Below are 23409 nucleotides of genomic sequence, written 5' to 3'. Positions count from 1 at the left end.
ACTCTCAGATCCCTCGTGTTGGATTGCGGTGCAGGACAATTCAGTGCGATGCGGCAGAGCCGACGTCCGGTCCACTGTTGAGTGAGCCGGGCGCGATGGTTCCGTTGTCCTTCGGCTGGACGGACTCGCTGTCGGCAGCCGGTAGTGGTTGATGGGTGCCCGGGACGGGATCCTCCAGGCCACCTGGGACGCCACCGGGCGGGCTGGCACCAGGCACCACGCCGGCGGAGGGATCGGGCGCACCGATCGAGTCCATCGGCGATTCCGGCCGCACACCCGGGGCGACTCCCAGCGTCGAGTTGCGCAGCGGTTCGACACCGAGTTCCGAGCCGGGCATTCCGTACTCGGCCGACGCCGAATCGGTATTACTCATGGCGCTGGTGCCGGCCGCGTCCAGGACGCGGCGCGGCCGCATCCAGAAGCCGAGGATGTAGGTGTAAGCGCCAGGCTGGTGGCCGATCCGGCCCGGCATGTTGTGGTACGGGAGCCCGTCGTACCCCGGCGGCGGCCCCGGAGGGACAGGTGGGGACGGGGCGGCGAGTGCGGTCGGTGCGAGGACAAGACCCGCGCCGAGGAGAGCGACGAGCACTCCCGTGCTCTTGCTGATGCGTGATGCCATTCGGGTGACCGTCCTCGTCTAGATCTTGATCGGCTCGCCATAGATGGCGTACGAGGAATGGGCATTGGTGGTCGAGATCCGCAGGTAGCCGTAGGACCGGATGGTGACGTCCCCACCGCAGGCGTCCACCTTGACATGCAGGTTCGTCACATCCAGTGTGGCGCGGCCCGCGGGATTGAGCGCCATGTTCGACATCGGCAGATCAACGATGACGCCGGGTTCCAGATCGGTCTGCACGTATCCCGTGGCACCGGCTCCTGCCGATCCGCCGATGGAGTTGCTCGAGCCCAGCGAGCCCGTGCCGCTCACACCCCCGGACACGGCACCACCCAGCTGCAGCCCGCTGGACACGTCGGACTGACAGCCCAACTGGTACCCCATGATGAAGAGGCTGTCGAGAATCGAGCCCTGCCCGCCGCTGACGGTCGCCGAAGAGTAGAGGTTGACGAAGGCCTCACGGGAGTTCGTGGCATTGGCGAGGTTTGGGATCGAGTTGACGACCTCGTTGTAACTGTTCAAATGAATATGCCAGCCATCCGGCGTCACCTGATCCAGGTCCTCCGGCAGCATGGTCACCGGTTCCGCTAATGCCGCGGGCGCTTCCATCGCCGCCATGGAGCAGAGCACTGCCACAACACATGCAGCGCGTGTAAATCGATCCAGCATTCCCGCCATGTGACCCTTTCCAATGGTTTCGACATCTGCAACACGTCAATGAGAAGCACCCATTCAGGCAGGCATAATTCACCCGCAATTCCGGTTCATCCTTCGGGCACAATTTGCCCATCAGGAAGGATTCGCAAAGAGATCCAGAAATTAGAATGCTGCGCCCATTGCCCGATAAACGCTCTCCCACTGAACGGATCTCATCTAGCTAGAGAGCCGTTAACGCCGTCTCGAATCTCGGTTAACGGAGACTAAACGCGAAATTTGTTGCGGTTTGCCACTATTGGGCAGGTGGGGTTACCCCCCACACGCACGCGCTGCGGCAACCCAATCAGCGGATCGGAATCGAAATATCCAGGGAAGTGCCGCGCCCGACAGGGCTGGACACGCTCAACTGCCCACCGAGTGCTTCGACCCTGTCCGTCAGCCCAACGAGTCCCGAACCTCTACGGGGATTGGCCCCACCCACCCCGTCATCGCGAATGACCATACGGAGATTGGGCCCCTCGCATCGCACCGAAACCCCCACCCCACTGGCCGCGGAGTGTTTGGCGGCGTTGGCAAGTGCCTCCGCCAGCACGTAGTAGGCAGCCATCTCCACCGACTCGCCCACGGCACCGTCGACATTCACCTCGATGGTGACCGGAACAGCCGAACGCCGGGCCAGCGTGCACAATGCGGGCCGCAAGCCGCTGGACAGGATCGCCGGGTGAACACCCCGCGAGAATTCCTGAAGATCTTCGGCGACGCCGACCAACCCGGCATTCAACTCGGCCAGTTGGCTGGCCAGGTCCGGAACACCAACCGGCAGCTCCGCTGTCATCATGCCGAGCCGCAATCGCAGCGAGGCCAGGCGCTGCTGGACACCGTCGTGCAAATCGCGCTCCAGGCGACGACGTGCCTCATCGGCTGCTGTCACGATCCGCGCGCGAGAGGCCGTGAGCTCTTCGCGGGTGTGAGCGTTCGCGATGGCGGTGGCCGCCAGATCGGCGAAGTCATTGACGGGCGCAACCTCAAGGCCGTCCCCCCATAAGACCGCGGCCCCCCAGGTGTTCCCGCCGACACGGATCGGGGTAGACAAGCTGGCACCGAATCCCAGCGCTTCTTCGGGAGGCACATCGTCATCCAGCGTGAGCTGGGTTCCCGGGACGTGGCCGATCCCTACCTCGCCGGATGCCGCAACGATGGTGACGTTGTTGCCCGCCTCGTAACGCAACAGAACCGCGGTGTCGGCGTGCAGACAATGAACCATCTCGTCGACCAACGCCGCGAAGACCTCCGCCGGCGGTACCTCACGCGCGACCAGGGTCGCTATTCGGCGCAACCCGGCCTGTTGTTCGGCGATAGCGGCCGCCTCCTGGCGGCGCGCTTCGACCTCGTTGGTGCGTGCACGGGCCAGGCTTGCCAACCCATTGGCGACCAGCGCGGCAACCAGGAAAATCACGTGCACCACGCCGTTTTGCAGCTCAACCGACAGCACGTGACCGTTCGGCCAATCCCGGACGTAGTCGAACGTGATGGCACTGGCGATGGAGGTGAGCACCGCGAGCCGCAGGCCCCAGATCGCCGATACGACCAGGATGCCCAGAAGGTAGATGGTGCCCATGCGTTCAGTGGGCGCGATCTGCCGCAGCAGCAGCGCGGCAACGGTTTCGCAGACGAGAAAGCCTGCGGCCACCAGGATTCCCAGAGTCGCCGAAGGGGGCGCACCCGGCCGGAAAGGCAGGGTCAGCCACCCCCGCAGTCTGGGTGACGACGCGCGGTGGTCATCGCCGACCGCGTCGCCGGCCACCCTGGACCGCCCCAGCGGCAGCGTTGAGATAGTGGGGGTCACGTCGGGAAACTTCCTTACCTCCGGGACCCAGATACGTCCCGCCACTTCGAATATAGCCACGCGGGTTGCGCGGCTACCCTGTCGCTGTGGTCGCCTTGCGGGTGGTAATCGCCGATGATGACGTACTCCTTCGTGAAGGGATTGCCAGCCTTCTCGAACGTTCGAGTTTCGAGGTTGTCGGCCAGGCACGCGATGCCGTCGACCTGATGGCCTTGGTCAGGGCTCAACGGCCCGACCTCGTCGTCACGGATATCCGGATGCCGCCGACGCACACCACGGAGGGACTCGACGCAGCCCGGGCGATACACAAGGAATTCCCCGGAATCGGGGTGCTGGTCCTTTCCGCACATGTGGAAGTGGAGTACGCGATCGAGCTCGTAGCCACCGGCGGTGGGCGCGGCTACCTCCTCAAGAGTCGCATCGGCGATGTCGCGGAGTTCCTTGACGCACTGAACCGGATTGCCGGCGGGGCCGCGGTACTGGATCCGGCACTGGTCAGAGAGCTGGTGGTGACGCGCCGCCAGGATCACCCGATCGACGCCCTGAGCCAACGGGAACGGGAGGTACTGGGGGTGATGGCCGAGGGCTACTCCAATGCCGGTATCGCTCGCAGACTGTGGATTACGGAGAGCACTGTTGAAAAGCACGTCCACAATGTGATGACGAAGTTGAATCTCACCGAAACCGACGAGTATCACCGCCGGGTGCTGGCGGTGATCACCTTCCTGGCGGGCAGCTGACCCTGGCCAGGTAAATCGACTGTCCCCGAAGGTTTTCCGGCTGACCTATGACGCGGTGTTTCCACAGACAACACCCGGGTTCTCACATTCGGGACCGGTGGCGTCAGGCAGCTGTGCCCATTCGGGCTGGCCGCGCTGGCTCTGAACCTGGTCGGGGTACCAGATTCCCGTACGGCAGATGACGCCCCTGTCCATGCACTGTGGCCCGGTGCCATCGGGATGGTCGACCCAACCACCGGCACTGTCGCGCGGTTGCTGCGCTTCGGACGGGGCCATGCCTCCGTCGAGCCATTCACCATCGTGGTTCGGCGATGGCACCGGGGTGGGCTTGTCGGTCGCCGCACACGCAAGACCCGGCGTCGCCACCACGAGCGCGAGACTGACCAGACCCATACCGATGCCCCGGAGTATTGATTTTGATTGCCACACAGTTGATTTCTTATTCACGACGCCCACCGGGCAATCGTCCTGCGTGTACCGGCAGCGGGCATCCAGACGGACACCCAATGTTCATGGGGGATTACCCCCAAAGATCGGGAGCGTGCGCTAGTAGGACCAGCTGCCGGAGGGCTGCACGACGAATCCGTGCTCGCCGTAATGCCGGTCCGGCGGGTCCGGAGTGTCCTTTGCCCAGGAATCGGGTTTCTTGGCCTGGCAGGCCAGCGCATCCTCGGCGAGGACCGCACAGACGACGCCGTTACCCGGCGCGATCTTGGACCCGGTCGGCAACAGCGGGTAGGCGCGGTCGTCGGACGTCTGGTCGTACTGTGCGATGAGACCCGGCTTGGTCAATGACACCGCCACCGAGTTCATGCCCTGGCCGGCTCCCACGATCCGCCCGGTGCACGACACCCCCAGATCCGCGATCATGCTGCTCTGGCAGGCCAGGCCGCCAGGAGTGCTGAACACCCAGCCCGACATGCTCGGGTGCGCACCGATCACCTGGTAGTCGCCGAGGTCGACCGCGGGATAGGAGTCGACGTCCGGAAACTTGGGTGGTTGCGCGTTCGCTATGGGCGCAGCGACAAGCCCCGTAGACACCACAAAGGGCGCGAAAAACGCAGATAAAAATCGCCTCCGCAAGATCCTCACACCCCTCCATCGTGGTAGCTGGATCTGACGTTACCCGGCGAGTTGTGGGTCACACCGTTGTCCCAGGTAAGCTCCCTTTCCGTGGTGCTCTTCTTCGAGATCATGTTGGTGGCCGCGGTGCTCGTCATCACCTGGTTCGCGCTGTACGCGCTGTACCGGCTGATCACCGACGAGTCGTGACGGAACCAGATCCGACCGCCGCCGAGCCGCGGCCATCGGTGGGCCGGAACGTCCCCACTTTTCAAGACCTTCCTGCCCCTGCCGATACCGCGAACCTGCGCGAGGGCCCGGACCTCAACCAGGCGATGCTTGCGCTGCTGCCCCTGGTCGGGGTGTGGCGCGGCGAGGGCGAAGGCCGGGATGGCGACGGCGACTACCGCTTTGGACAGCAGATCGTCGTCGCCCACGACGGCAGCGACTACCTCACGTGGGATTCGCGGTCATGGCGCCTGGATGCCGACGGACAGTTCGAGCGGCTGACCCTGCGCGAGAGCGGCTTCTGGCGGTTCGCGCCCGATCCCGATGATCCCGACGAAAAGCAGGCCATTGAGCTGGTGCTGGCACATGCCGCGGGTTTCGTCGAGTTGTTCTACGGTCATCCGCGCAACGCCTCGTCCTGGGAGTTGGTCACCGATGCGCTGGCCCGAAGCAAGTCCGGAGCACTGATCGGCGGGGCCAAGCGTCTGTACGGCATCGTCGACGGTGGCGACCTGGCCTATGTCGAGGAGCGGGTGGGTGCCGACGGCGGTCTGTCACCGCATCTGTCGGCGCGGTTGTCACGTTTCGCGGGCTAGAACTTCCCCGCCTATCGGCTCGTAGCCGGGTACCTCGGTGACGCCTTTCCGGCCGTCCCCAGAAAGGGGGCGGCCCCCGAACCGTTCGGCTCGATCGGACTAATCGAGGGTTCGGGGGCCGGGTGGCTGCCGTGGATTTGCCCACCGCAGCACATGGCTGCAGCTAGCGAGCAGCCACCTCACATGTCCAATAAGCAATCAATTTGTCGGACCACCTCCTTCCTTGTGTACCGACGACGGTACGACGCAAGAGCGTGTGCGACAACCGATTTATTCTGCGGCGATCAGAACTAGAGCCTGATGGCCTTGTCGACCAGCTCGGGCAGCCGCGCTGCCAGTGGCCCCGCGGGGCGGTCGGCACCGTCGAGCGTGCGCACCCGGGCCGCAAGCGTGATGCTGGCCAGCATCCAAACATCTTGGGCAGCAACTAGATCAGCGGGCTTCACGGCCTCGTACCGGCACGGGATGCCCTCGGCCGCAGCCACTTCGAAGAGCGCGCGCTGAGTGGTTCCGTGCAAGATTCCGTGCTCCGGAAAAGGGGTGACCAGTGCGTCACCGGTGTCCACGATGACCGTCGAGCGCGGGCCCTCCAGCACGAATCCGTCCGAACTGACGAAGATGACGTCCTGAGCCCCTTGAGTTTCGGCGTACCGCAGGGCGGACATGTTGACTGCGTAGGACAATGTCTTGGCCCCCGACAGCAACCAGGGCAGCGGATCGACGGGCTGCGCGGGCAGCCCACGATCCAGGGTGATCACCGAGACGCCATCGCGACGCGCCAGCAGCGACCGCTCGGGCAGCGGCGCTATGGTCAGATATGCCGTTGCACCCCCGCCGCTTTCACGCCCACGGGTGTACACCAGGCGTAGCATCGCATCCGCGCTTGATGTCGAGTTCCATTGCCGCACACCAATCTCTACCGCCGTGCGCCAGGCGGGCCGATCAGGTTCGGATAGATCCATCGCTGCGGCCGACGCGGCCATCCGGTCCAGATGCGCCTCCAGCTTGCAGACGACACCGCCCCGCACCAACAGCGTCTCGAACGCGCCATCGCCACGGACGGCGGCGAGCTCATCGGCATACAACAACGGCACCGTCGGGTCGTGCACTTCACCGTCGAGTGTGACCAGCACCGCTACCGCCATGGGCAATGAGATTAGCGGCCGTAGAGTTGAAAACATCATGACGGCCATCTACGTCCCTGAAGGTAACCCCGACACCGGTGCGGTGTGGCACTACGGCGACCCCCTCGGCGAGCAGCGGGCCGCCCTGACCGGTGCCGTTCTTGTCGATCGATCGACGCGTCCCGTCATCACCCTGACCGGCGCCGAACGGCTGAGCTGGTTGCACACGATCTCCAGTCAGCATGTCGCCGATCTGCAGGACGGCCAGACGCGCGAGAACCTCAGTCTCGACGGGCAGGGACGTGTGGAGGACCACTGGGTGCAAACCGATCTGGACGGCGTCACGTATCTGGATACCGAGCCATGGCGGGGCCAGGCACTGAAGGATTTCCTCACCAAGATGGTGTTCTGGGCGAAGGTCGAGGTCTCGTCGTCCGAACTGACGCTCTTCACCCTGCTGGGACCGGACACCTCCGGCCTGGCCGGAAAGCTGGGCATCACGGCGCTCCCCGGATTCGACCGCGCGGTCGCGCTGCCCGGCGGCGGCCTCATCAGGCGCATGCCGTGGCCACTGCCCGATGCGACATTCGACCTGCTGGTGCCCCCCGGTCGCGACCTCCCCGAACGCCTTGGCCTACGCCCCGCCGGGCTGTGGGCATTCGAGGCGCTTCGCGTCGCCGCCGCGCGGCCACGACTCTCCCTGGACACCGACGAGCGGACCATCCCGCATGAGGTGGCGTGGATCGCGGTCGACGACGATCCCCGAGCCGTCCATCTGGCCAAGGGCTGCTACCGCGGGCAGGAGACCGTGGCCCGGGTCCACAATCTGGGCAAGCCACCACGGGTGCTGGTGTTGCTACATCTTGATGGCTCTGCCGATCGCCCATCCACCGGTGACGAGGTGGCTGCCGGCGGGCGTTCGGTGGGCCGGGTGGGCTCGGTGGTCGACCATGTTGACCTGGGCCCCATAGCCCTGGCTCTGCTCAAACGTCCGGTGGTCGAGGCCCTCGCCAAGGGCGATCAGACGCCCCTCACGGCCGGGCCGGCGGCGGCCGCGATCGACCTCGATCTACTGCCCGAACTGCATGGTCAGCAGCCTGGGCGCGAGGCCGTCAACCGTCTGCGACAAGGTTCGGCCCAACCGGGCGGTTAGGGCGTGCAGCAGTTGGTGGATCGGCACGCTAAACTATCGTCAGGATCGATAAACAAACTCCACCGGAGCCGCCCTGAAATCGGGCCGCTCCGCTATTGCGCGAGGGGGTTCCCCCATGGGCCGCGGCCGGGCAAAGGCAAAGCAGACCAAGGTTGCTCGCGAGCTGAAATACAGCTCTCCTAACACGGATCTCGAGCAACTCCGCCGTGAGCTTTCGGGGGCTCCGGTATCTCAGCCGGACGATGACCGCACCGGCGATCGCTGGACTGAGGACGAGGACGCCTGGCGCCGCTAAGGCTCCAGGTATCTCTTCTCCCTAGAACCTCGGGTGCTGGCCCACCAGCACCGCATTTTCGCTGCCCGAATCCTTGCCCGACTTCTTGATCGTGCCGAGGGTCCAGCAGTCGATGTGCCTTGCGGTCAGGACGGCGAGCGCCCTGTCCACGTCTTCGGGTGCGACGACGGCGACCATACCGACGCCCATGTTGAAGGTCTTCTCCATCTCGGCACGCTCGATCCGGCCGCGCTGGGCGATCATCGCGAAGATCGGGCCCGGGGTCCAACTACCGCGCTCGAGCTCGGCGACCAATCCGTCGGGAATGACCCGGGCCAGGTTGCCTGCGAGTCCGCCACCGGTGACATGGCAGAAGGTCCGCACCTCGGTCTCGGCCGCCAGCGCCAGGCAGTCCTTGGCGTAGATGCGGGTGGGCTCGAGGAGCTCCTCGCCGAGAGTGCGGCCGAACTCCTCGACCTGTCCGAACAGGTCCATCCGGTCGATCTCCAGCAGCACGTGCCGCGCCAGTGAGTACCCGTTGGAATGCAGGCCCGAGGACCTCATCGCGATCACGACATCGCCCGGACGCACCCGGTCGGGTCCCAGCACCCGGTCCGCTTCGACGATGCCGACACCGGTGGCCGACAGGTCGAAATCATCGGGAGCCATCAGACCCGGATGCTCGGCGGTCTCGCCACCGAGCAGCGCGCAGCCTGCGATGGCGCATCCTTCGGCGATGCCGGCGACCAGCTCACTGACGCGTTCGGGCACCACCTTGCCGACGGCGATGTAGTCCTGCAGGAAGAGCGGCTCGGCACCGCACACCACGAGGTCATCGACGACCATGGCCACTAGGTCGAGGCCGACGGTGTCGCGTTTGTCCATGGCCTGCGCGACGGCGATCTTGGTGCCGACGCCATCGGTGGAGGCCGCGAGCACTGGCTCGCGGTATCCGCCCTTGAGGGCGAACAGCCCGGCGAAGCCGCCGATACCCCCCAGCACCTCGGGGCGGTGGGTCTTGGCGACGGATTTCTTGAACAGCTCGACCGCCCGGTCGCCGGCTTCGATATCCACACCGGCCGCGGCGTACGAGTTACTGGGTTTGTCGGCTCGCTCGCTCATATCGGGCCTTAGGCTACCTGTCCCAGCTGGCAGCGGTGTCCGCACAGCCCTACTTGAACCGTCCCGCGAATCCACGCAGTGGCAGGTCGGCCGAGGTGAGGATGCCGGGCGGGGCATCGATGACGCTCCGGATGGCGTTGAGCGCGGGCAGCCCGGTGACGGTCATTCCGACAGACGCGAAGGCGGCCGGGTCGGAGAAGTCGGTGCCAGGCCTGGGAATGACCATGTGTTTGCTGTACACGCAGGGGTCACCCTGGATCTTTGTGATGTAGCAGCCCTTGACGTTCCAATGCGGCTGCGTCTTGGGGGTCATCTGCCATTCGACATGCACCTCGACCTTGGGAATGCCGCCGACAATCCCCTGATACTTCAGGTAATTGGCACCCAGGGAGCCCTTGGGCAGTCGGTACCAACCGAGGTCGATGTCTTCGGTGCACGCGCCCAGCTCATAGGAAAACGTGACGTCATCGAGCTCGAGGCCGAAACAGTCGGCCATCAGGTACACGCCGTCGGCGAAGACACGGGTGCCCTTCTCCAGGAGTGCCGGGATCTCCGGGTCTTCGATGGGGCGTCCGTATCCGACCATCTCCCAGGAGTCCACCGAGTGATGACAGGACACATCCACCGATTCGATGACCGTCACGTTTTCGATCTCCGCGACATCGCAGGAGTGGATGACGCCCAGGATCTGCGTGAGCCCCGGATTCATCCCGGTGCCATGGAAGGTGGATCCGCCACGCTCGCACGCATCTTGCAGCACCTCGGTTGTCGGCCGCCCCGACGGATGCGGGTGGTTCTGGTCGCGGTGGTGTCCGGTGATCCAGTCGGCGGTGGTGACGATGTCGATGCCCGCTTCGAGCACCTTCACATAGAGATCCTCGTCGGGGAACACACCGTGGAAGGTCAGCACATCGGGTTTGGCGGCAATGATCTCTTCGACGGTACCGGTGGCGATCACGCCGTTGGCTTCCAGACCCACCAACTCACCGGCGTCTCGGCCAACCTTTTCTCTTGAGTAACAATGCAATCCGGCCAGCTCGAGGTCGGGATGCTGTGCGATACGTTTGATCATCTCAGTGCCGACGTTTCCAGTCGCCACCTGAAAGACCCTGATTCCACTCATGTTCGGACATCCTCCGGATAGAACTGGGCCGCCCATTTCCGCAGGGCGATGAAGCCTTCGTATTCGGCCCGCACCAGCGCGGGCGGGTCCGAGTAACGCTGATGCGACCAGATGTGGATATCGGCGAGAAACTGGTCGATGATGGCCTGCGCAAAGGCCTTTGCGGTCGGCGGGGGTTCCGCCGCGCCGCCGGGCTCCCCCTCGGGCGGCCTTCCGATGAAGACGGTGAATCTGACGTCACAGGTCTCGTCGTCGACGGGGGTCACCGCCGAGACGGTGCGGTTGTCGATCATCCCCCAGCTCTTGGTGACGGCGACACCCAGTCCGCCGTTGATGGCCCGCACACCACTTCTCATGTCTTCGGCAGACATGCCCGGCACCTCGTCGAAGGCGATGGTGAAGTCGACATAGGAGACGGGCCGCTCGAACTCCTGCCGGGTGAACTTCGGAATGAAGGGAGTTTTGTGCACGTATTTGAAATGCGCGAAGTCGACGCCGTTTTCGAGAACGTACTGCGGATGTAGTTGGAGGCGTTCGCGATACAGGGTGCTGTGCGGGTATCCCGGGTAGTAGTCCTGGGCGCTGCTGCCATCTTCGAATCCGGTGAAGACGTCCGGGACGTCGAAATACGGGTCGAGGCCATCGACGTCGTGCCAGATGTACACGGCCTCGTTGCGTTCGATGACCGGGTAGCTTCTGATGCGCCGCAACGGATTCGGCCGCTTTTCGTAGGGGATGCACACGTTCTTGCCGTCGCGGTTCCATTCCCAGCCATGAAAGGGACAGACGATGCGATCGCCTTCGACATGTCCACCGTGCCCGAGGTGCGCGCCGAGGTGCTCGCAGTAGGCATCCATGACGGCGAGTTCACCCGAGTGCGCGCGCCAGGCCACCATCTCGCGCCCGAAGTAGGTCATCCGGTGCACGGCACCGACGGCGATCTCCGCCGACCATGCGACCTGGAACCATCCCGTGGGCTTCATCGACAACGGCGGCTTCGGCATCGGCACCTCCCTACGCGGCGACAGTAATCCACTCCGCGCATTTTTCACAGAGACTTCTATGAAAAATTCTTCGGCGGCTAGCATCACTGAGATGAGCGAAGGGGTGGCCGCGGGGCGGCGCGCCAATCGTCGCGGCCTGGCGACCCGGGAGAGCATGCTCGATGCCGCGCTGCGGGTACTTGCCTCGGGTGATCCCACCGCCGTGTCGGCGAACAGAATCGCCAAGGAGTGCGGTGCCACCTGGGGCGCCGTGAAGTACCAGTTCGGTGATATCGACGGCCTGTGGGCTGCGGTGTTGCAGCGCACCGCCGAGCGTCGCGGCGACCAGCCGTGGCGGTCCGATCCCGAAGGCCCGCTGGATCGCCGGGTCAGCAAGATCGTCGAAACCCTCTATCGAGGGTTGACGTCGCCTGACTCCCGGGCCATCGAGAACCTGCGCCGGGCACTGCCCCATGAATCTGCCGAGTTGGAACGGCTGTACCCCCATACCGCCGCCGAGCTGGCCTCATGGAAGCATCGTTGGGCGCGGGCGTGCCAACTGGCGTTCGACGGCTTGGATGTGGATCCCGTCCGGGTGCGCGAGGTGGCAGCCTTCATTCCCGGTGCCATGCGTGGACTTGTGTCGGAAAAGCAGCTGGGAACCTATTCGGATCTGGAGGAGGCCCGCCGAGGGCTGACCAACGCGATCGTCGCCTACTTAGGAGGTCACGCATGACACGCGTGCACGCATTCACCGAGGACGCCCTGGGCGACCTGGATGCCACCGGGGTCGCGGAGCGGATCGCCTCGGGCGAGGTCACCGCCGCAGAGTGCGCCGATGCCGCAATCGTGCGCCTGGAGCGCGTCAACCCTGCGCTCAACGCGGTGGAGTTCAAGGATTTTCCGCGGGCGCGGGAACGCGCACTACAGATCGAGGACGCCGCCGAAGACTCCGCCGCTTTTCGGGGGGTACCCACCGCGACAAAGTGCAACATCCATGTCGCCGGCATGCCGCTGACCGAAGGCTCCGCGGCGATTACGCCAATACTGCAGACCGCAGACGGACCATTCACGCAGCAGTTCCTCAGCACCGGGGTGGTCCCCATCGCATCGACAACCATGCCCGAATACGGCTGGTCGGCCAGTACGGAACGTTCGGGCGGCTCGGTTACCCGCAACCCCTGGCACACCGACTTCTCGGCCGGAGGATCCTCGGGCGGCTCGGCAGCACTGGTGGCTGCCGGGGTGATACCGATCGCGCACGGTAACGACGGCGGCGGTTCCATCCGGATTCCTGCCGCGGCCTGTGGCCTGGTAGGCCTCAAACCCAGTCGCGGAAGGCTTTTAGGCGATCCGTCGAGCGGCTCGGCGCCCGTGAAGATCGTCGCCGACGGGGTGCTGGTGCGCAGCGTCCGTGACTGCGCACGGTTCTTCGAAGCGGCCGAGCTGCACTATCGCAACCCCAAGCTGACTCCCATCGGTCGCGTGGATCGCCCGGTACAGCGGAGGCTGCGCATCGGGCTGTGCATGGACTCCCCGTTCACTCCGGCCACGGATACCGCGACCCGGCAAGCGGTGAATTCCGCGGCGGAATTGCTTGAATCCCTTGGCCACACCGTCGAGCCGTACGCACCGGCGGTGCTGCCCTCTTTCAAGGTCGACTTCGAGGATTACTGGTCCTTCTTGGCGTTCGCGGTCGCCAAGGGCGGCCCCCGGCTGTTCGACGGGTTCGACGCCACCCGCCTGGATCCGCTCACGGTCGGGCTCAGCCGCAGGTTTGTCCGGCGGTCGTACCGCACGCCGCTGTTCTTGGCCCGGCTGGCCGCGTCGGCCCGGGTGTACGAGCGAGGGTTTACCACCGGCATCGATGCGGTGCTCACTCCGGTGCTGACCCACACCACGCCGCGGATCGGGTACCTCACCCCGGACCAGGATCCTGAGGTCTTGCTGGACAAGCTGAGCTCCTATGTGGGATTCACTCCGGTGCACAACGCATCCGGTGCACCGGCGATATCGCTGCCGCTCGGCCAGGATCCCGACGGCCTGCCCATCGGGGTCATGTTCAGTGGTCGTCGCGGCAGTGAGCGCACGTTGCTCGAGTTGGCATTGGAGATCGAGGAGGCGCGGCCCTTCTCGCTTCTGGGCTAGCCGACCGTACGCGCACCGTGATGCCAGTCACAAACTGCCAGTGTTGCAACAAAATTGGCGTTCTCGACATGCGATCGGCCGTTTGAACACCTACCGTCGTGTTCATGCCGACGGCGTCGCACCGCGCGAGCAGTGACCTCCGGAATCCGTCTTCACATCACCCGCGTGCTGGCAGGTTGCGCGTCCTGCTGGCCACGTCCCTGGTCGCATCATTGGTTGTCACAGACGGAACGCCCGCTGCCCTGCGGGTGAGGCCCCAGCAGTCCGTGTCCGGTCCGGTGACACTGACGGTCGAATCAGGCTTCATCTCCCTGGCCTCCAGCTCGACGCCTCTGGAATCCTTGACGATCACCCGGCGCGCCACCGTCGCACTGAACCCGGGCGAGAACGGCCGGGGACTCGACGCGGTCATCACGTCCGAATCCCTCACGTCCCCCTCCGAAGCCGGCAGTCCCACACCCGGGAGTATCCCGGTGGTCTTGGTACACGGGACCGCTGAGAATCAAAAGTACTGGGACGCGATGACGACAAGCCTGCACGATGCCGGAATGAAGGCATTCACCTTCGAATACGGACAGAAGGGATTCCAGGGTCTCGTCGGGTCGATCGGACAAAAGATCGGGCTGCGCGGATTCGGTGACGTCGAGGTGTCCACCCAACAACTCGCCGACGAAGTAGCGACAGTCTTGGACCGAACCGGCGCGGGCAAGGTAGACCTGGTGGGCCACTCACAGGGCGGCCTCCTGATCAAGAATTTCGTGGCGCAGGACAAATCTGACAGGGTCGCCAACGTCGTTCAGTTGGCGCCGTCGACCCACGGCACCACCTTCAGCGGGCTTGCGGACTTCATCGGCCCCATCGGCAATTCCGTCGATATCAACGGCTGGAAGCCCGTCAAAGACGTGATCTACACGGCCGCCAGCACATTGGCGTGGCCGTCGTTAGCGCAACAAACCGTCGGCAGCCGATTTCTTGAGAAGCTCGACAAACTTCCGGACACCAAACCAGGTGTCGACTATCTGGTGGTGAGCACCAAGGACGATATGGTGGCCACGCCATACCGAGCTCAATTCATCACAGCGGCACCGGGTTCCACCGCGGTCAACATGGAAGTACATTCCTTGCCCGGCGTGCCGCGAGATGGGGCGGTAGACCACGGCCTGAACACCGGAGACGTCATCTCGGCGGTGACTAACTACCTCAAGTCCAGCCAGTCGGCGCCACGCACGGCCGATCAGGTCAAGGCCAATCCGGGTACCACGCTCACCCGGGACGGGGGCACGACAACCGTGTCCGAAGGCGGGAAGGTCGTCGCGACCATCGACGAGCAACCCGGGACTGCAAAACAGAACCCTGCCAAGCAATCTCGTGAACCGGTTGGTAAGTCTGTCACCGGCATCACGGTCACCACGCCCTCGGGAGCGACCCTCGAGGTGGCGGGGCGCGATGTCACGCTCAAGCGCAACGGCCAATCGGTCTCCATCAGCGAAGCGCACGGTGTGACGGTCGCCAACAGCCCGGCCGAACGGGCGCCGAGCCCCAAGAGCTCCGCACCGGCGGATCACCCTGCCAAGGCTGACCAGAAGACTTCGGTGCCCCAGCCCACGGGAATCACGCCGAAAATCGGCATCGGCGCCAATGGGGTGGCCGAGCGCAGCGGGACAACGACGGGCACCAAACCCGCAGAGCACCCGACTGGCGGCACCGCAACCGATTCGCCGTCTACGAAGGCCTCGAAGACGGCGACGTCGTCGACGGATAGCGCGACGAGCGGCACGGCGACCACAAGCACCGGCACCGGGGTGCACGCCACCAATGGCACATCCACACGCACCGGATCATCGAGCAGCCTTGGCGGACAACAGTCCTCCACACCGAAGGCGACCACAAGCACGTCGGGATCAGGCCCTAGATCGGCAGCGGGCAGCGGCGACAGCAAGGCGGGACATTCGGGTGCGGGCTCCAGCCCGGATTCCGGCGACCACAAGAAGTCCACGGACGGGCCGTCCCACGAACACGCCGCGGGCAACTCTTAAAGGCTGCGCTGGCGACTACGTTGGCGCTCGCGTTGCTCTATCGGATCCGGAACCGGCACCGCGGCCACCAATGTGCGGGTGTATTCGGTGGAGGGGTTATGCAGAATCTCGCGGCGCGGACCCAACTCTTCCAGGACACCATGGCGCAGCACCGCAACCTCGTCGGCCAGTCGATCCACCACGGCCAGATCGTGACTGATGAACAGGCAGGCGAACTGCCACTGACGCTGTAGTTCCTCGAACAGGTCCAGGACGGCCGCCTGTACCGACACGTCAAGCGCGCTGGTGGGCTCGTCGGCGACCAACAGGTCGGGTCCCAGGGCAAGCGCCCGGGCCAGGTTGGCACGCTGGCGTTGCCCCCCGGACAGTTCATGGGGGTAACGGTTTTCCGTGCCGGCCGGAAGCTGTACGGCATCGATCAACTCGGCCACGCGGGTGAGAATCTTGCGCTGATCGCCGTATCTGTGTACCCGCATGGGCTCGGCAATACAGTCACCCACACGCATTTTCGGATTCAGCGAGGTTGCGGGGTCCTGAAAGACGAACCCGAACTTGGCGCGCAGCGGACGCAGCTTGCGTTGGCTCATGCCCACAAGCTCCTGCCCGAGCATCCGCACCGAACCCGAGGCAGGCTGCTGCAGCGCGGCCACGCATCGCCCGATGGTCGACTTTCCGGAGCCCGACTCCCCCACCAGCCCGAGGGTTTTCCCACGACCGATACTGAAGCTCACATCATCGACCGCACGGAAGGACGAGCGACCCAGCAGGCCGGGGAATTCCACGACCAGTCGGGACACCTCCAGGACAGGCTCGGCCGGTTCCCCGGCCTGGGTGGGAGCATGTTCGGGATCTCCCTGTCCCAGGTGCGGGACCGCCGCTAGCAAGGCCCGGGTGTACGGTTCGGCTGGTTCAGCGAAAAGCTGTTCCACCGGCGCTATTTCGACGACCTTCCCCTGTTTCATGACGACGACTCGGTCCGCGATATCGGCCACCACACCCATGTTGTGGGTGATGAGCACGATCGCACTGCCGATCCTGTCACGCAGATCTCTGAGGAGTTCCAGGATTTCGGCCTGCACCGTCACGTCCAGGGCGGTGGTCGGTTCATCGGCGATGATGACCGTGGGGTCACACGCGATGGCGATCGCGATGACCACGCGCTGTTTCTGGCCACCGGATAGCTGATGCGGATAGCAGTCGTAACGACGCTCCGGATCGGGCAGCTGTACAAGCTTCAGTAGTTCGATGACACGCGCGCGGGCCTGTGCACGTGTCATATCCGAGTGCGCTCGGACTGCCTCACTCACTTGGTATCCGATGGTGAACAGTGGATCCAGTGCCGCACCGGGTTCTTGGAAAACCATGGCGATGTCCTTGCCGCGCATGGCTGTCAGCTCGCGAGCCGACAACGTGGTCACGTCGCGGCCGTCGAGCAGGACTGAACCGGTAATGCGCGCGGTCTCGGGGAGCAGCCGGATAGCAGTACGCGAGGACACCGACTTGCCCGAGCCCGACTCCCCGACGACTGCCAGCACCTCGCCCGGCCTGACGTCGAATGACACATCTTCGACGGCGGCCACGGAGCCGCTGTCGGTGCTGAATGTCACCGATAGCGACCGGAACGACAGAGCAGCCAACGGTTCCTTCTCGCTCATGCTTCCCCCCGCCTGGTCCGCAGGAGCGGGTTGATGATCTCGTTGAGACTCTCGCCCACCAGCGTCATCCCGAGCACCACCAGCACAATCGCGGTACCGGGAAAGACGCCCGTCCACCAAATGCCGTTCGCCACATCCGATAGCGCTTTGTTCAGGTCATAGCCCCATTCGGCGGCTTGGGTGGGCTCGATACCGAAGCCGAGGAACCCCAGTCCTGCCAGCGTCAGGATGGCCTCGGCTCCGTTGAGGGTGATGATCACCGGTAGCGACGAGGTGACATTGGACAGGATGTGCCGGAACAGGATTCGTGGAGTGCTGGCACCGGTGACCCGTGCGGCGTCAACGAACGGCTCTTGTTTGACGCCAACGGTGGCGTTGCGTACCACCCGGAAGTACTGGGGCACGAAGACGGCCATGATGGCAATGGCTGCAGCGAGAATGCCTCCGCCGGTGCTGGATTGACCGCCAGTGACCGCTATCGATACCACGATGGCCAGCAGCAGTGAGGGCATCGCGTACAGCGCGTCCATCACCAGCACCAGCACCCGGTCCAGCCAGCCGCCCAGGTAACCGGAGGTCAGACCCAGCGCCACGCCCACCGGCAGGGACACCGCCAGCGAGGTCACTATGACCAGCAGTGCGGTGCGGGCACCGAACAGCACCCGCGAGAACACATCTTCACCACGCACCGAAGTCCCGAACCAGTGCTGCCAGGATGGTGCCTGCTGACGGACAAAATCGACACCGTCCGCACTGGTCTGGGCGAACCCGTACGGCGCCAACAGGGGCGCCAGTATCGCAACGAGAATGAACACCGCGACCAGGACCAGACCGGCCACCAGTGTGAACCGTTGCAGGCCATGCGTGGAACGCAACAGACCCAGACCCGGCAGGCCGCGCAGCCGGTCCCCCAGAGGTGTCCTGACCGATGCCGTCATCAGAACCTCACCCTCGGGTCGATAAGGGCGACCACCACATCGATGACGAAACTCATCACCGCGACGATGATCGCGATCACGGTGACGATGCCCTGCACGGCGACGAAGTCACGCGCCGAAAGATAGTGCGCCAGTTGTGAGCCCAATCCATTCCATTCGAAGGCCGTTTCGGTCAGCACAGCACCGGCGAGCAGCATGGCAATCTGCATACCCATCACCGTGACCACCGGCACCAGTGAGTTCCGGAAGGCGTGCCTCCCCACGACGACTCTCTCCGAAAGCCCACGGGCGCGAGCCGCGTCCACATACCCCGCACGCAACGTCTGTAGGAGATTGACGCGTACCAATCGCAGGAACACCCCCGCGGTCAGCAGCCCGAGCGCCAGCACCGGTAGCACCAAATGTTTGAGCGCGTCCACGAAATGTCCACTGTTGCCGTACAACACGGTGTCCACCAGCAACAGGTGGGTGCGGTGCGGCATGGCATCCAGCGCGATCTCGGTCCCTACGGTGCTGCGCCCCGAGGCCGGCAACCATCCCAGTTTCACCGAGAAGAAGAGCTTGAGCAGGATCGCAACGAAGAACACCGGGGCCGCGTAGAAGAACACCGCCGCCAGCCGCAACGACACGTCGGTGACCTTGTCACGATGCGTTGCCGCCAGCCGCCCCAAGGGAATACCCACCAGCAAGGCCAAGAGGATCGCACCGGTGGCAAGCTCGAGGGTGGCGGCACCGTTGACCACGATGATGTCGGTGATCGATCGCTTGTCGGTCAACGTGCGCCCAAAGTCCCCGCGCAGCACGCCGCTGAGGTACTCCCAATATTGGGTCCAGATGGGCCGGTCGAACCCCGCCTCGGCCTTGCGTTTGGCGATCTCTGCGGGTGTGAGCCGCCCACCGGCCTGCGCGGTGATGGGATCGCCGATACCGCGCATGAGCACGAACACCAGCGTCATCAGGATCCATGCCGTCGGAATGATCAGTGCCAGACGTACCCCGAGATAGCGCAGCAGCGTGGTGCTCATGCGGTGCTGCCCGTCTTCTTCAGCGGAGTGAACTGGAATTTGAATGAGGGGCCGAGCTTGATCCCGTCGACATTCTTCACCGACACCGCAATTTGTTTTCCGGTGAGCAGCGGCAGCGTCGAAATGTGGTCCCGCGCCATCAGGTCCTGGATCTGCCCGATAATGCTCAGGCGCTTGGCCCGGTCAGGTTCGGTGGCCTCGGCGGTGATGAGCCGCGTGATGGTGTCGTTCTCGAAGTGGTTCACGACCATGTTGTCCGGCATGAAAAATGGCGTCAGATAGTTGTCAGGATCGGGGAAATCGGGAAACCAACCGAACTGATATACGGGATACGAGTCCGATGACCGCCTCTCCTGGTAGGCGACCCACTCTGTCGACTGCAAGTCGACCCGGAAAAGGCCGGACGACTCGAGTTGTCCCTTGACCGCCGCGTACTCCTCCGATGAATTGCTGCCGTAATGATCCGGGTTGTACTGCAGATTAATCAGCACCGGGACTGAAATCTTGGCATCGGACAAGAACTTTCGAGCCAAATCTACGTTGGGTTTGGCCCCATAGAGCGTCTTGAATGATTCGGTAGCACCCGCCATGGAGTCCGGCACCACCGAATAGGCCGGGGTATAGATTCCCTTGTACACGTTGCGGGACAGTGCTTCACGGTCGACCAACGAGGACACCGCCTTGCGGACGGCGAGCTTCTGGGCATCCGTGCCGCCCGGCATGGTCTTGAGATTGAAGACGATGTATCTGAGCTCGCCACCGGGCCCCTCATGTACGGCAAGGCGCGGATTGACCCGCAATGTCTCGATATCGTTGGGAGACAGACTCCGGTAGGCGATATCGATGGCCCGGTTCTCGATGTCGATCTTCAGGTTCTCGCCACCGGTGTAGTACTTGATACCTACTAGCTCCCATTGCGGCTTACCCAGTCCGCCAATGTATGTGGGATTGGCCCGCAGCCCGATCAGCTGGTTCTTGCTGTGCGAGGTGATGGTGTAGGGGCCTGCGAACGGCTCGGCGCGCGCGATGGCGTCGTCATCGAGCAGCCGGTCCGCCGGGAAGACCTCTTCATCGATGATGGGTCCGGCATTGGTGGCGAGCACCTGAGGAAACGTCTGATCGTTGGGGAGTTTGAGCCGGAAGTCGACGGTCAGGTCATCGGGCGTCTCAACACGATCGAGATTGGCCAGCAGCGACTGCGGCCCGTTGGGATCGTCGATCACGCGCTCGCGGTCATACGAATACTTCACATCCGAGGACGTCAGCTTGTGCCCGTTGGCGAACACGGAGCCCGGCTTGAGCGTGCAGCTGTACACCGTGGGGTTTTTGAAGCCGCACGATGACGCCAAGTCGGGTTTGAGGTCGCCGGTCCCCGGGGTGAAGTTCATCAAAAATGGGTAGACCTGGTTCTCGACCTGAAACGAGCCGTTGTCGTAGGCCCCCGCCGGGTCGAGGGTGGACACGCGGTCCGTAGTGCCCACCGTGAGGTACTCGCCGTCGACAGCTCCCGGTGGCCTACCCACCCCACACCCGGCAACGAGCAGCACGGATGCGGCCACGGCCAGTTTGCGCATCCGACGAGTATGGCAACACTTGCCCCAACCCGCTGAGGTGCGGTGCAATACATGTCACAAGGCCGACCAAGCGAGCGTTAGGTAGGTTGGTTGCGATCCCGCCGTCCGCGTCAGCGCCGGGCGGTCACGACACCCGAGCCACATGAGGGACTGAAATGAAGACTGCCGTCACCGGAGCCGCCGGCTTCATTGGTACCAACCTAGTCAATCTCCTCGTGGAGAACGGCCATGACGTGGTCGCCATCGACCGCGTAGTGCCCAGCTCACCGGAGACCCGCAGCGCCGTGACCTGGGTATCCGGCGATGTACTCGACCTGGCGTCGATGACCAAGGCCCTCGAAGGCGTCGAGGTGGTCTACCACCTGGTGGCCGTCATCACCCTCAAACACGAAGACGAGCTGTGCTGGCGCATCAACACCGAAGGTGCACGCACCGTCGCGCAGGCCGCCCTCACCGTCGGAGCCCGCCGGATGGTGCACTGCAGCTCCATCGACTCGTACTCCAACAGCGTGGCCACCATCGACGAGAAGTCGCCGCGCTCGACGGGTGCCGACCTGCCCGTCTACCAGCGCTCCAAATGGGGTGGAGAAGTAGCTGTGCGTGAGGTCATCGAGTCCGGGCTCGATGCCGTCATCGGCAATCCCACCGGGGTTTACGGTCCGGTGGACCTGCCCAACCTGTCGCGGATCAACCAGCTGCTGTTCAACAGTGCGCGCGGCCGACTGCCCGGCATGGTGAACAGCCAGTACGACCTTGTCGATGCCCGCGATGTCGCGGCCGGCCTCTACCTGGCCGGAGAGAAGGGCCGCACCGGCGAGAACTACCTCCTTGGTGGCTACATGGGCAGCCTGTTGCAAGTGTGCCGTCTGGCTGCTCAGCACGTCGGCAAGCGCGGCCCGTTGTTCGCGCTGCCCATGGGACTTCTCAACGCTGCCATCCCGGTCATCGAGCCGATCGGCAAGCTGCTGAAGAACGACGCACTGAGCCGCGCCGCATTCAACAAACTGACCGTGTCACCCGCCGTCGATATCACCAAGGCCCGGACCGAGCTCGGTTATGACCCACGGTCCACGGCGACAACGGTGACCGAGCTGGTGGACTTCTTCGTCAGTTCGGGTCGGCTCTAGCCCCGCGCGCGAGCCCCACATTGGGCACCAGCACATCGCTCGGGGCGTTGCCAGGTTCCCGTATGAGCTCCTGGTCGAATTCCCTGACCTGCCCAGGGAGGCCAGGTCAGCGGCCACCTCGTGGATGCGGCAGCCGGATCATCCATGTCGAAATCACGGACATAGGAAGGGAAATCGCGACAACCTGCCCGTCAGGGAACGGATCGAGCTATTCGCCCATATTGGTCGAGGTGGCAGAGGCCCTGCGCGCGCGTGCAATTGACGTGCCGCAGCGTCGTGGTAGTTGAAACTGGCAACAATTTATACCAAGATCACCTCTCGAATCTTGAATCTGGAGGTGACGTGGAGCAGCTGTCCATCCCGCCGCATTGGGGCACCGTGGCGACGGAACTGGCACAGCGACAGGGCATAGACCCCGCCAAAATACTGATGGATGTGCAGGTTTCACCGCGATTCCTTACTGGCGAGCCTGCGGTGCTCAGCCGCGAGCAGATTCGAACCATGGTGTGCGAGGTACTTGCCCGCACACGCGACCTCTCATTCGGCATCAGCCCCATGCCGGTCCCGCCCGAGACGCTTCAGGTCCTCTTGTTCAGCCTCGCAACCTCGGAAAATGCCGGCGCGGCATTGGACCGCTGGACGGCATTCCGGGACGCGATGCCGCTGGTACCGCACATGACGGCAACCAGATCCGGAGATCGCGCCACCGTGGAGATCGAGGTATCCGCGCTCAAGCTGCCCGACGCCACGGTGACCGAGTGGAGCCTGGCCATCGTCGTGCGAGTCTGGAGCTGGTTGACCATGCGGTCGATCCGCGTCGAACGCATTCGCGTCCCGCAAGCACGCCCGATCGGACGGTCGGATCACAGTAATATCCTCAGGGCTCCGATCGAGTTCGGTAGTGCTTCGGCCACAATGATTCTGGATGCCGAGGTCCTCGACGCCCCGATCTTGCGCACCGAGGCGGAGATAACATCGCTCCTCGACCGTCCCGAAGAGATCTGGTTCGACGTCCGAGGTTATGACCAGCAGTTACCCGAGCGTATCGAGCGAATCGTCAGATCGAGCATCGGGCAGAGGATTCCAAGCGTGAGCGATATCGCGACCGCTCTGAACATGACATCCTCGGCCCTACAGCGTTCCCTTCGAAGCGAGTTCGGCACCTCGGTGCGAGAAATCAGGGACGCCGCACTCCGCGATGAAGCCATCAGGAGCCTGGAGAGCGGAGCAGAATCTCTCAGCGATCTATCGATCCGCCTTGGCTTTTCGGAGTCGAGCGCTTTTACCCGCGCCTTCCGGCGCTGGACGGGAGCTTCGCCGGCCCAGTACCGAGACGGTGCGCGTTCGGTCAAGTAATTCGCCCAATTCGGTCATCGCACGCT

Annotated in this window: 22 protein-coding genes; 9 read left to right on the top strand and 13 right to left on the bottom strand. The window is 64.1% G+C overall.

From position 1 onward, the window contains the following. Nucleotides 1-40: 40 nt before the first annotated feature. The 3 genes from RHO23_RS24705 to RHO23_RS24695 all read right to left on the bottom strand — a co-directional run bounded on the left by RHO23_RS24705 (nucleotide 41) and on the right by RHO23_RS24695 (nucleotide 3017). Entirely contained in the window at nucleotides 41-619 is a 579-nt protein-coding gene (locus RHO23_RS24705; RefSeq protein ID WP_070941938.1) for a hypothetical protein, read from the bottom strand. 18 nt (nucleotides 620-637) lie between these two features. Further along, complete coding sequence (locus RHO23_RS24700; protein ID WP_372450629.1) at nucleotides 638-1234, bottom strand: MspA family porin; 597 nt, start codon at nucleotides 1232-1234, stop codon at nucleotides 638-640. Between the two features lie 382 nt (nucleotides 1235-1616). Beyond that, nucleotides 1617-3017, bottom strand: coding sequence for a DUF4118 domain-containing protein (locus RHO23_RS24695; RefSeq protein WP_406801197.1), 1401 nt, complete (start codon nucleotides 3015-3017; stop codon nucleotides 1617-1619). Nucleotides 3018-3205: 188 nt separating this feature from the next. Here RHO23_RS24695 and RHO23_RS24690 point away from each other — a divergent pair, with 188 nt between their 5' ends. Continuing rightward, nucleotides 3206-3859, top strand: a complete 654-nt coding sequence (locus RHO23_RS24690) for a response regulator (protein ID WP_057969369.1) — start codon at nucleotides 3206-3208, stop codon at nucleotides 3857-3859. Nucleotides 3860-3904: 45 nt separating this feature from the next. Here RHO23_RS24690 and RHO23_RS24685 read toward each other — a convergent pair whose 3' ends face one another. Together RHO23_RS24685 and RHO23_RS24680 are read right to left on the bottom strand one after the other, a co-directional pair. Next, nucleotides 3905-4270, bottom strand: coding sequence for a hypothetical protein (locus tag RHO23_RS24685; RefSeq protein WP_070942161.1), 366 nt, complete (start codon nucleotides 4268-4270; stop codon nucleotides 3905-3907). A gap of 135 nt (nucleotides 4271-4405) precedes the next feature. Next, nucleotides 4406-4780 (bottom strand): hypothetical protein, encoded by a 375-nt coding sequence (locus RHO23_RS24680; protein ID WP_081346343.1) that lies wholly within the window; start codon nucleotides 4778-4780, stop codon nucleotides 4406-4408. 347 nt (nucleotides 4781-5127) lie between these two features. Here RHO23_RS24680 and RHO23_RS24675 point away from each other — a divergent pair, with 347 nt between their 5' ends. After that, nucleotides 5128-5745 carry an FABP family protein gene (locus RHO23_RS24675; protein WP_064407796.1) on the top strand — a complete coding sequence of 206 codons (618 nt, stop codon included), beginning with the start codon at nucleotides 5128-5130 and terminating at the stop codon, nucleotides 5743-5745. Nucleotides 5746-6035: 290 nt separating this feature from the next. On the opposite strand, the gene RHO23_RS24670 is transcribed toward RHO23_RS24675, so the two are convergent. After that, nucleotides 6036-6890 (bottom strand): aminodeoxychorismate lyase, encoded by an 855-nt coding sequence (locus RHO23_RS24670; protein WP_070923824.1) that lies wholly within the window; start codon nucleotides 6888-6890, stop codon nucleotides 6036-6038. A 37-nt stretch (nucleotides 6891-6927) separates the two neighbouring features. On the opposite strand from RHO23_RS24670, the gene RHO23_RS24665 reads away from it, so the two are divergent. Beyond that, nucleotides 6928-8022 (top strand): YgfZ/GcvT domain-containing protein, encoded by a 1095-nt coding sequence (locus RHO23_RS24665; protein WP_070923825.1) that lies wholly within the window; start codon nucleotides 6928-6930, stop codon nucleotides 8020-8022. Nucleotides 8023-8137: 115 nt separating this feature from the next. Then, nucleotides 8138-8317: a DUF3073 domain-containing protein gene (locus RHO23_RS24660; RefSeq protein ID WP_030094235.1), complete on the top strand. Its 180-nt coding sequence runs from the start codon at nucleotides 8138-8140 to the stop codon at nucleotides 8315-8317. A 21-nt stretch (nucleotides 8318-8338) separates the two neighbouring features. Here the strand turns inward: RHO23_RS24660 and purM are convergent, their stop codons facing one another. From purM to RHO23_RS24645, 3 genes are read right to left on the bottom strand one after another with little or no spacing between them, the layout of a single operon-like run. Further along, nucleotides 8339-9418 (bottom strand): phosphoribosylformylglycinamidine cyclo-ligase, encoded by a 1080-nt coding sequence (purM, locus tag RHO23_RS24655; protein ID WP_030094234.1) that lies wholly within the window; start codon nucleotides 9416-9418, stop codon nucleotides 8339-8341. Nucleotides 9419-9467: 49 nt separating this feature from the next. Continuing rightward, entirely contained in the window at nucleotides 9468-10541 is a 1074-nt protein-coding gene (locus tag RHO23_RS24650) for a dihydrodipicolinate reductase (RefSeq protein WP_423488462.1), read from the bottom strand. Continuing rightward, a complete protein-coding gene (locus RHO23_RS24645; RefSeq protein ID WP_064407792.1) occupies nucleotides 10538-11545 on the bottom strand; it encodes a Rieske 2Fe-2S domain-containing protein in 1008 nt (335 codons plus the stop codon). The genes RHO23_RS24650 and RHO23_RS24645 overlap by 4 nt, the downstream gene beginning before the upstream one ends. Before the next feature lie 154 nt (nucleotides 11546-11699). On the opposite strand from RHO23_RS24645, the gene RHO23_RS24640 reads away from it, so the two are divergent. From RHO23_RS24640 to RHO23_RS24630, 3 genes are all read left to right on the top strand, one after another. Continuing rightward, nucleotides 11700-12260, top strand: coding sequence for a TetR/AcrR family transcriptional regulator (locus RHO23_RS24640; protein WP_030094231.1), 561 nt, complete (start codon nucleotides 11700-11702; stop codon nucleotides 12258-12260). After that, nucleotides 12257-13672, top strand: coding sequence for an amidase (locus RHO23_RS24635; RefSeq protein WP_423488461.1), 1416 nt, complete (start codon nucleotides 12257-12259; stop codon nucleotides 13670-13672). The genes RHO23_RS24640 and RHO23_RS24635 overlap by 4 nt, the downstream gene beginning before the upstream one ends. A 104-nt stretch (nucleotides 13673-13776) precedes the next feature. Further along, complete coding sequence (locus tag RHO23_RS24630) at nucleotides 13777-15708, top strand: alpha/beta fold hydrolase (protein ID WP_423488460.1); 1932 nt, start codon at nucleotides 13777-13779, stop codon at nucleotides 15706-15708. Here RHO23_RS24630 and RHO23_RS24625 read toward each other — a convergent pair. Genes RHO23_RS24625 through RHO23_RS24610 form a run of 4 tightly spaced genes read right to left on the bottom strand, consistent with a single transcriptional unit; the run spans nucleotide 15705 to nucleotide 20849 of the window. Then, nucleotides 15705-17363, bottom strand: coding sequence for an ABC transporter ATP-binding protein (locus RHO23_RS24625; protein ID WP_064407790.1), 1659 nt, complete (start codon nucleotides 17361-17363; stop codon nucleotides 15705-15707). The genes RHO23_RS24630 and RHO23_RS24625 overlap by 4 nt on opposite strands. Continuing rightward, nucleotides 17360-18301, bottom strand: a complete 942-nt coding sequence (locus RHO23_RS24620) for an ABC transporter permease (protein ID WP_423488459.1) — start codon at nucleotides 18299-18301, stop codon at nucleotides 17360-17362. The genes RHO23_RS24625 and RHO23_RS24620 overlap by 4 nt, the downstream gene beginning before the upstream one ends. Continuing rightward, nucleotides 18301-19326: an ABC transporter permease gene (locus RHO23_RS24615; protein ID WP_423488458.1), complete on the bottom strand. Its 1026-nt coding sequence runs from the start codon at nucleotides 19324-19326 to the stop codon at nucleotides 18301-18303. Before RHO23_RS24615 ends, RHO23_RS24620 begins: the two co-directional genes overlap by 1 nt. Next, nucleotides 19323-20849 carry an ABC transporter substrate-binding protein gene (locus tag RHO23_RS24610; protein WP_423489290.1) on the bottom strand — a complete coding sequence of 509 codons (1527 nt, stop codon included), beginning with the start codon at nucleotides 20847-20849 and terminating at the stop codon, nucleotides 19323-19325. The genes RHO23_RS24615 and RHO23_RS24610 overlap by 4 nt, the downstream gene beginning before the upstream one ends. A gap of 206 nt (nucleotides 20850-21055) precedes the next feature. On the opposite strand from RHO23_RS24610, the gene RHO23_RS24605 reads away from it, so the two are divergent. Next, entirely contained in the window at nucleotides 21056-22027 is a 972-nt protein-coding gene (locus RHO23_RS24605; protein ID WP_064407787.1) for an NAD-dependent epimerase/dehydratase family protein, read from the top strand. A gap of 342 nt (nucleotides 22028-22369) precedes the next feature. Beyond that, a complete protein-coding gene (locus RHO23_RS24600) occupies nucleotides 22370-23383 on the top strand; it encodes an AraC family transcriptional regulator (RefSeq protein WP_064407786.1) in 1014 nt (337 codons plus the stop codon). Nucleotides 23384-23409: the final 26 nt, after the last annotated feature.

The organism is Mycobacteroides sp. PCS013 (assembly GCF_049532645.1).
GTDB lineage: Bacteria > Actinomycetota > Actinomycetes > Mycobacteriales > Mycobacteriaceae > Mycobacterium > Mycobacterium gwanakae.
Note: the sequence above shows the minus strand (reverse complement) of the source record. Positions and strands in the feature narration are given on the sequence as shown.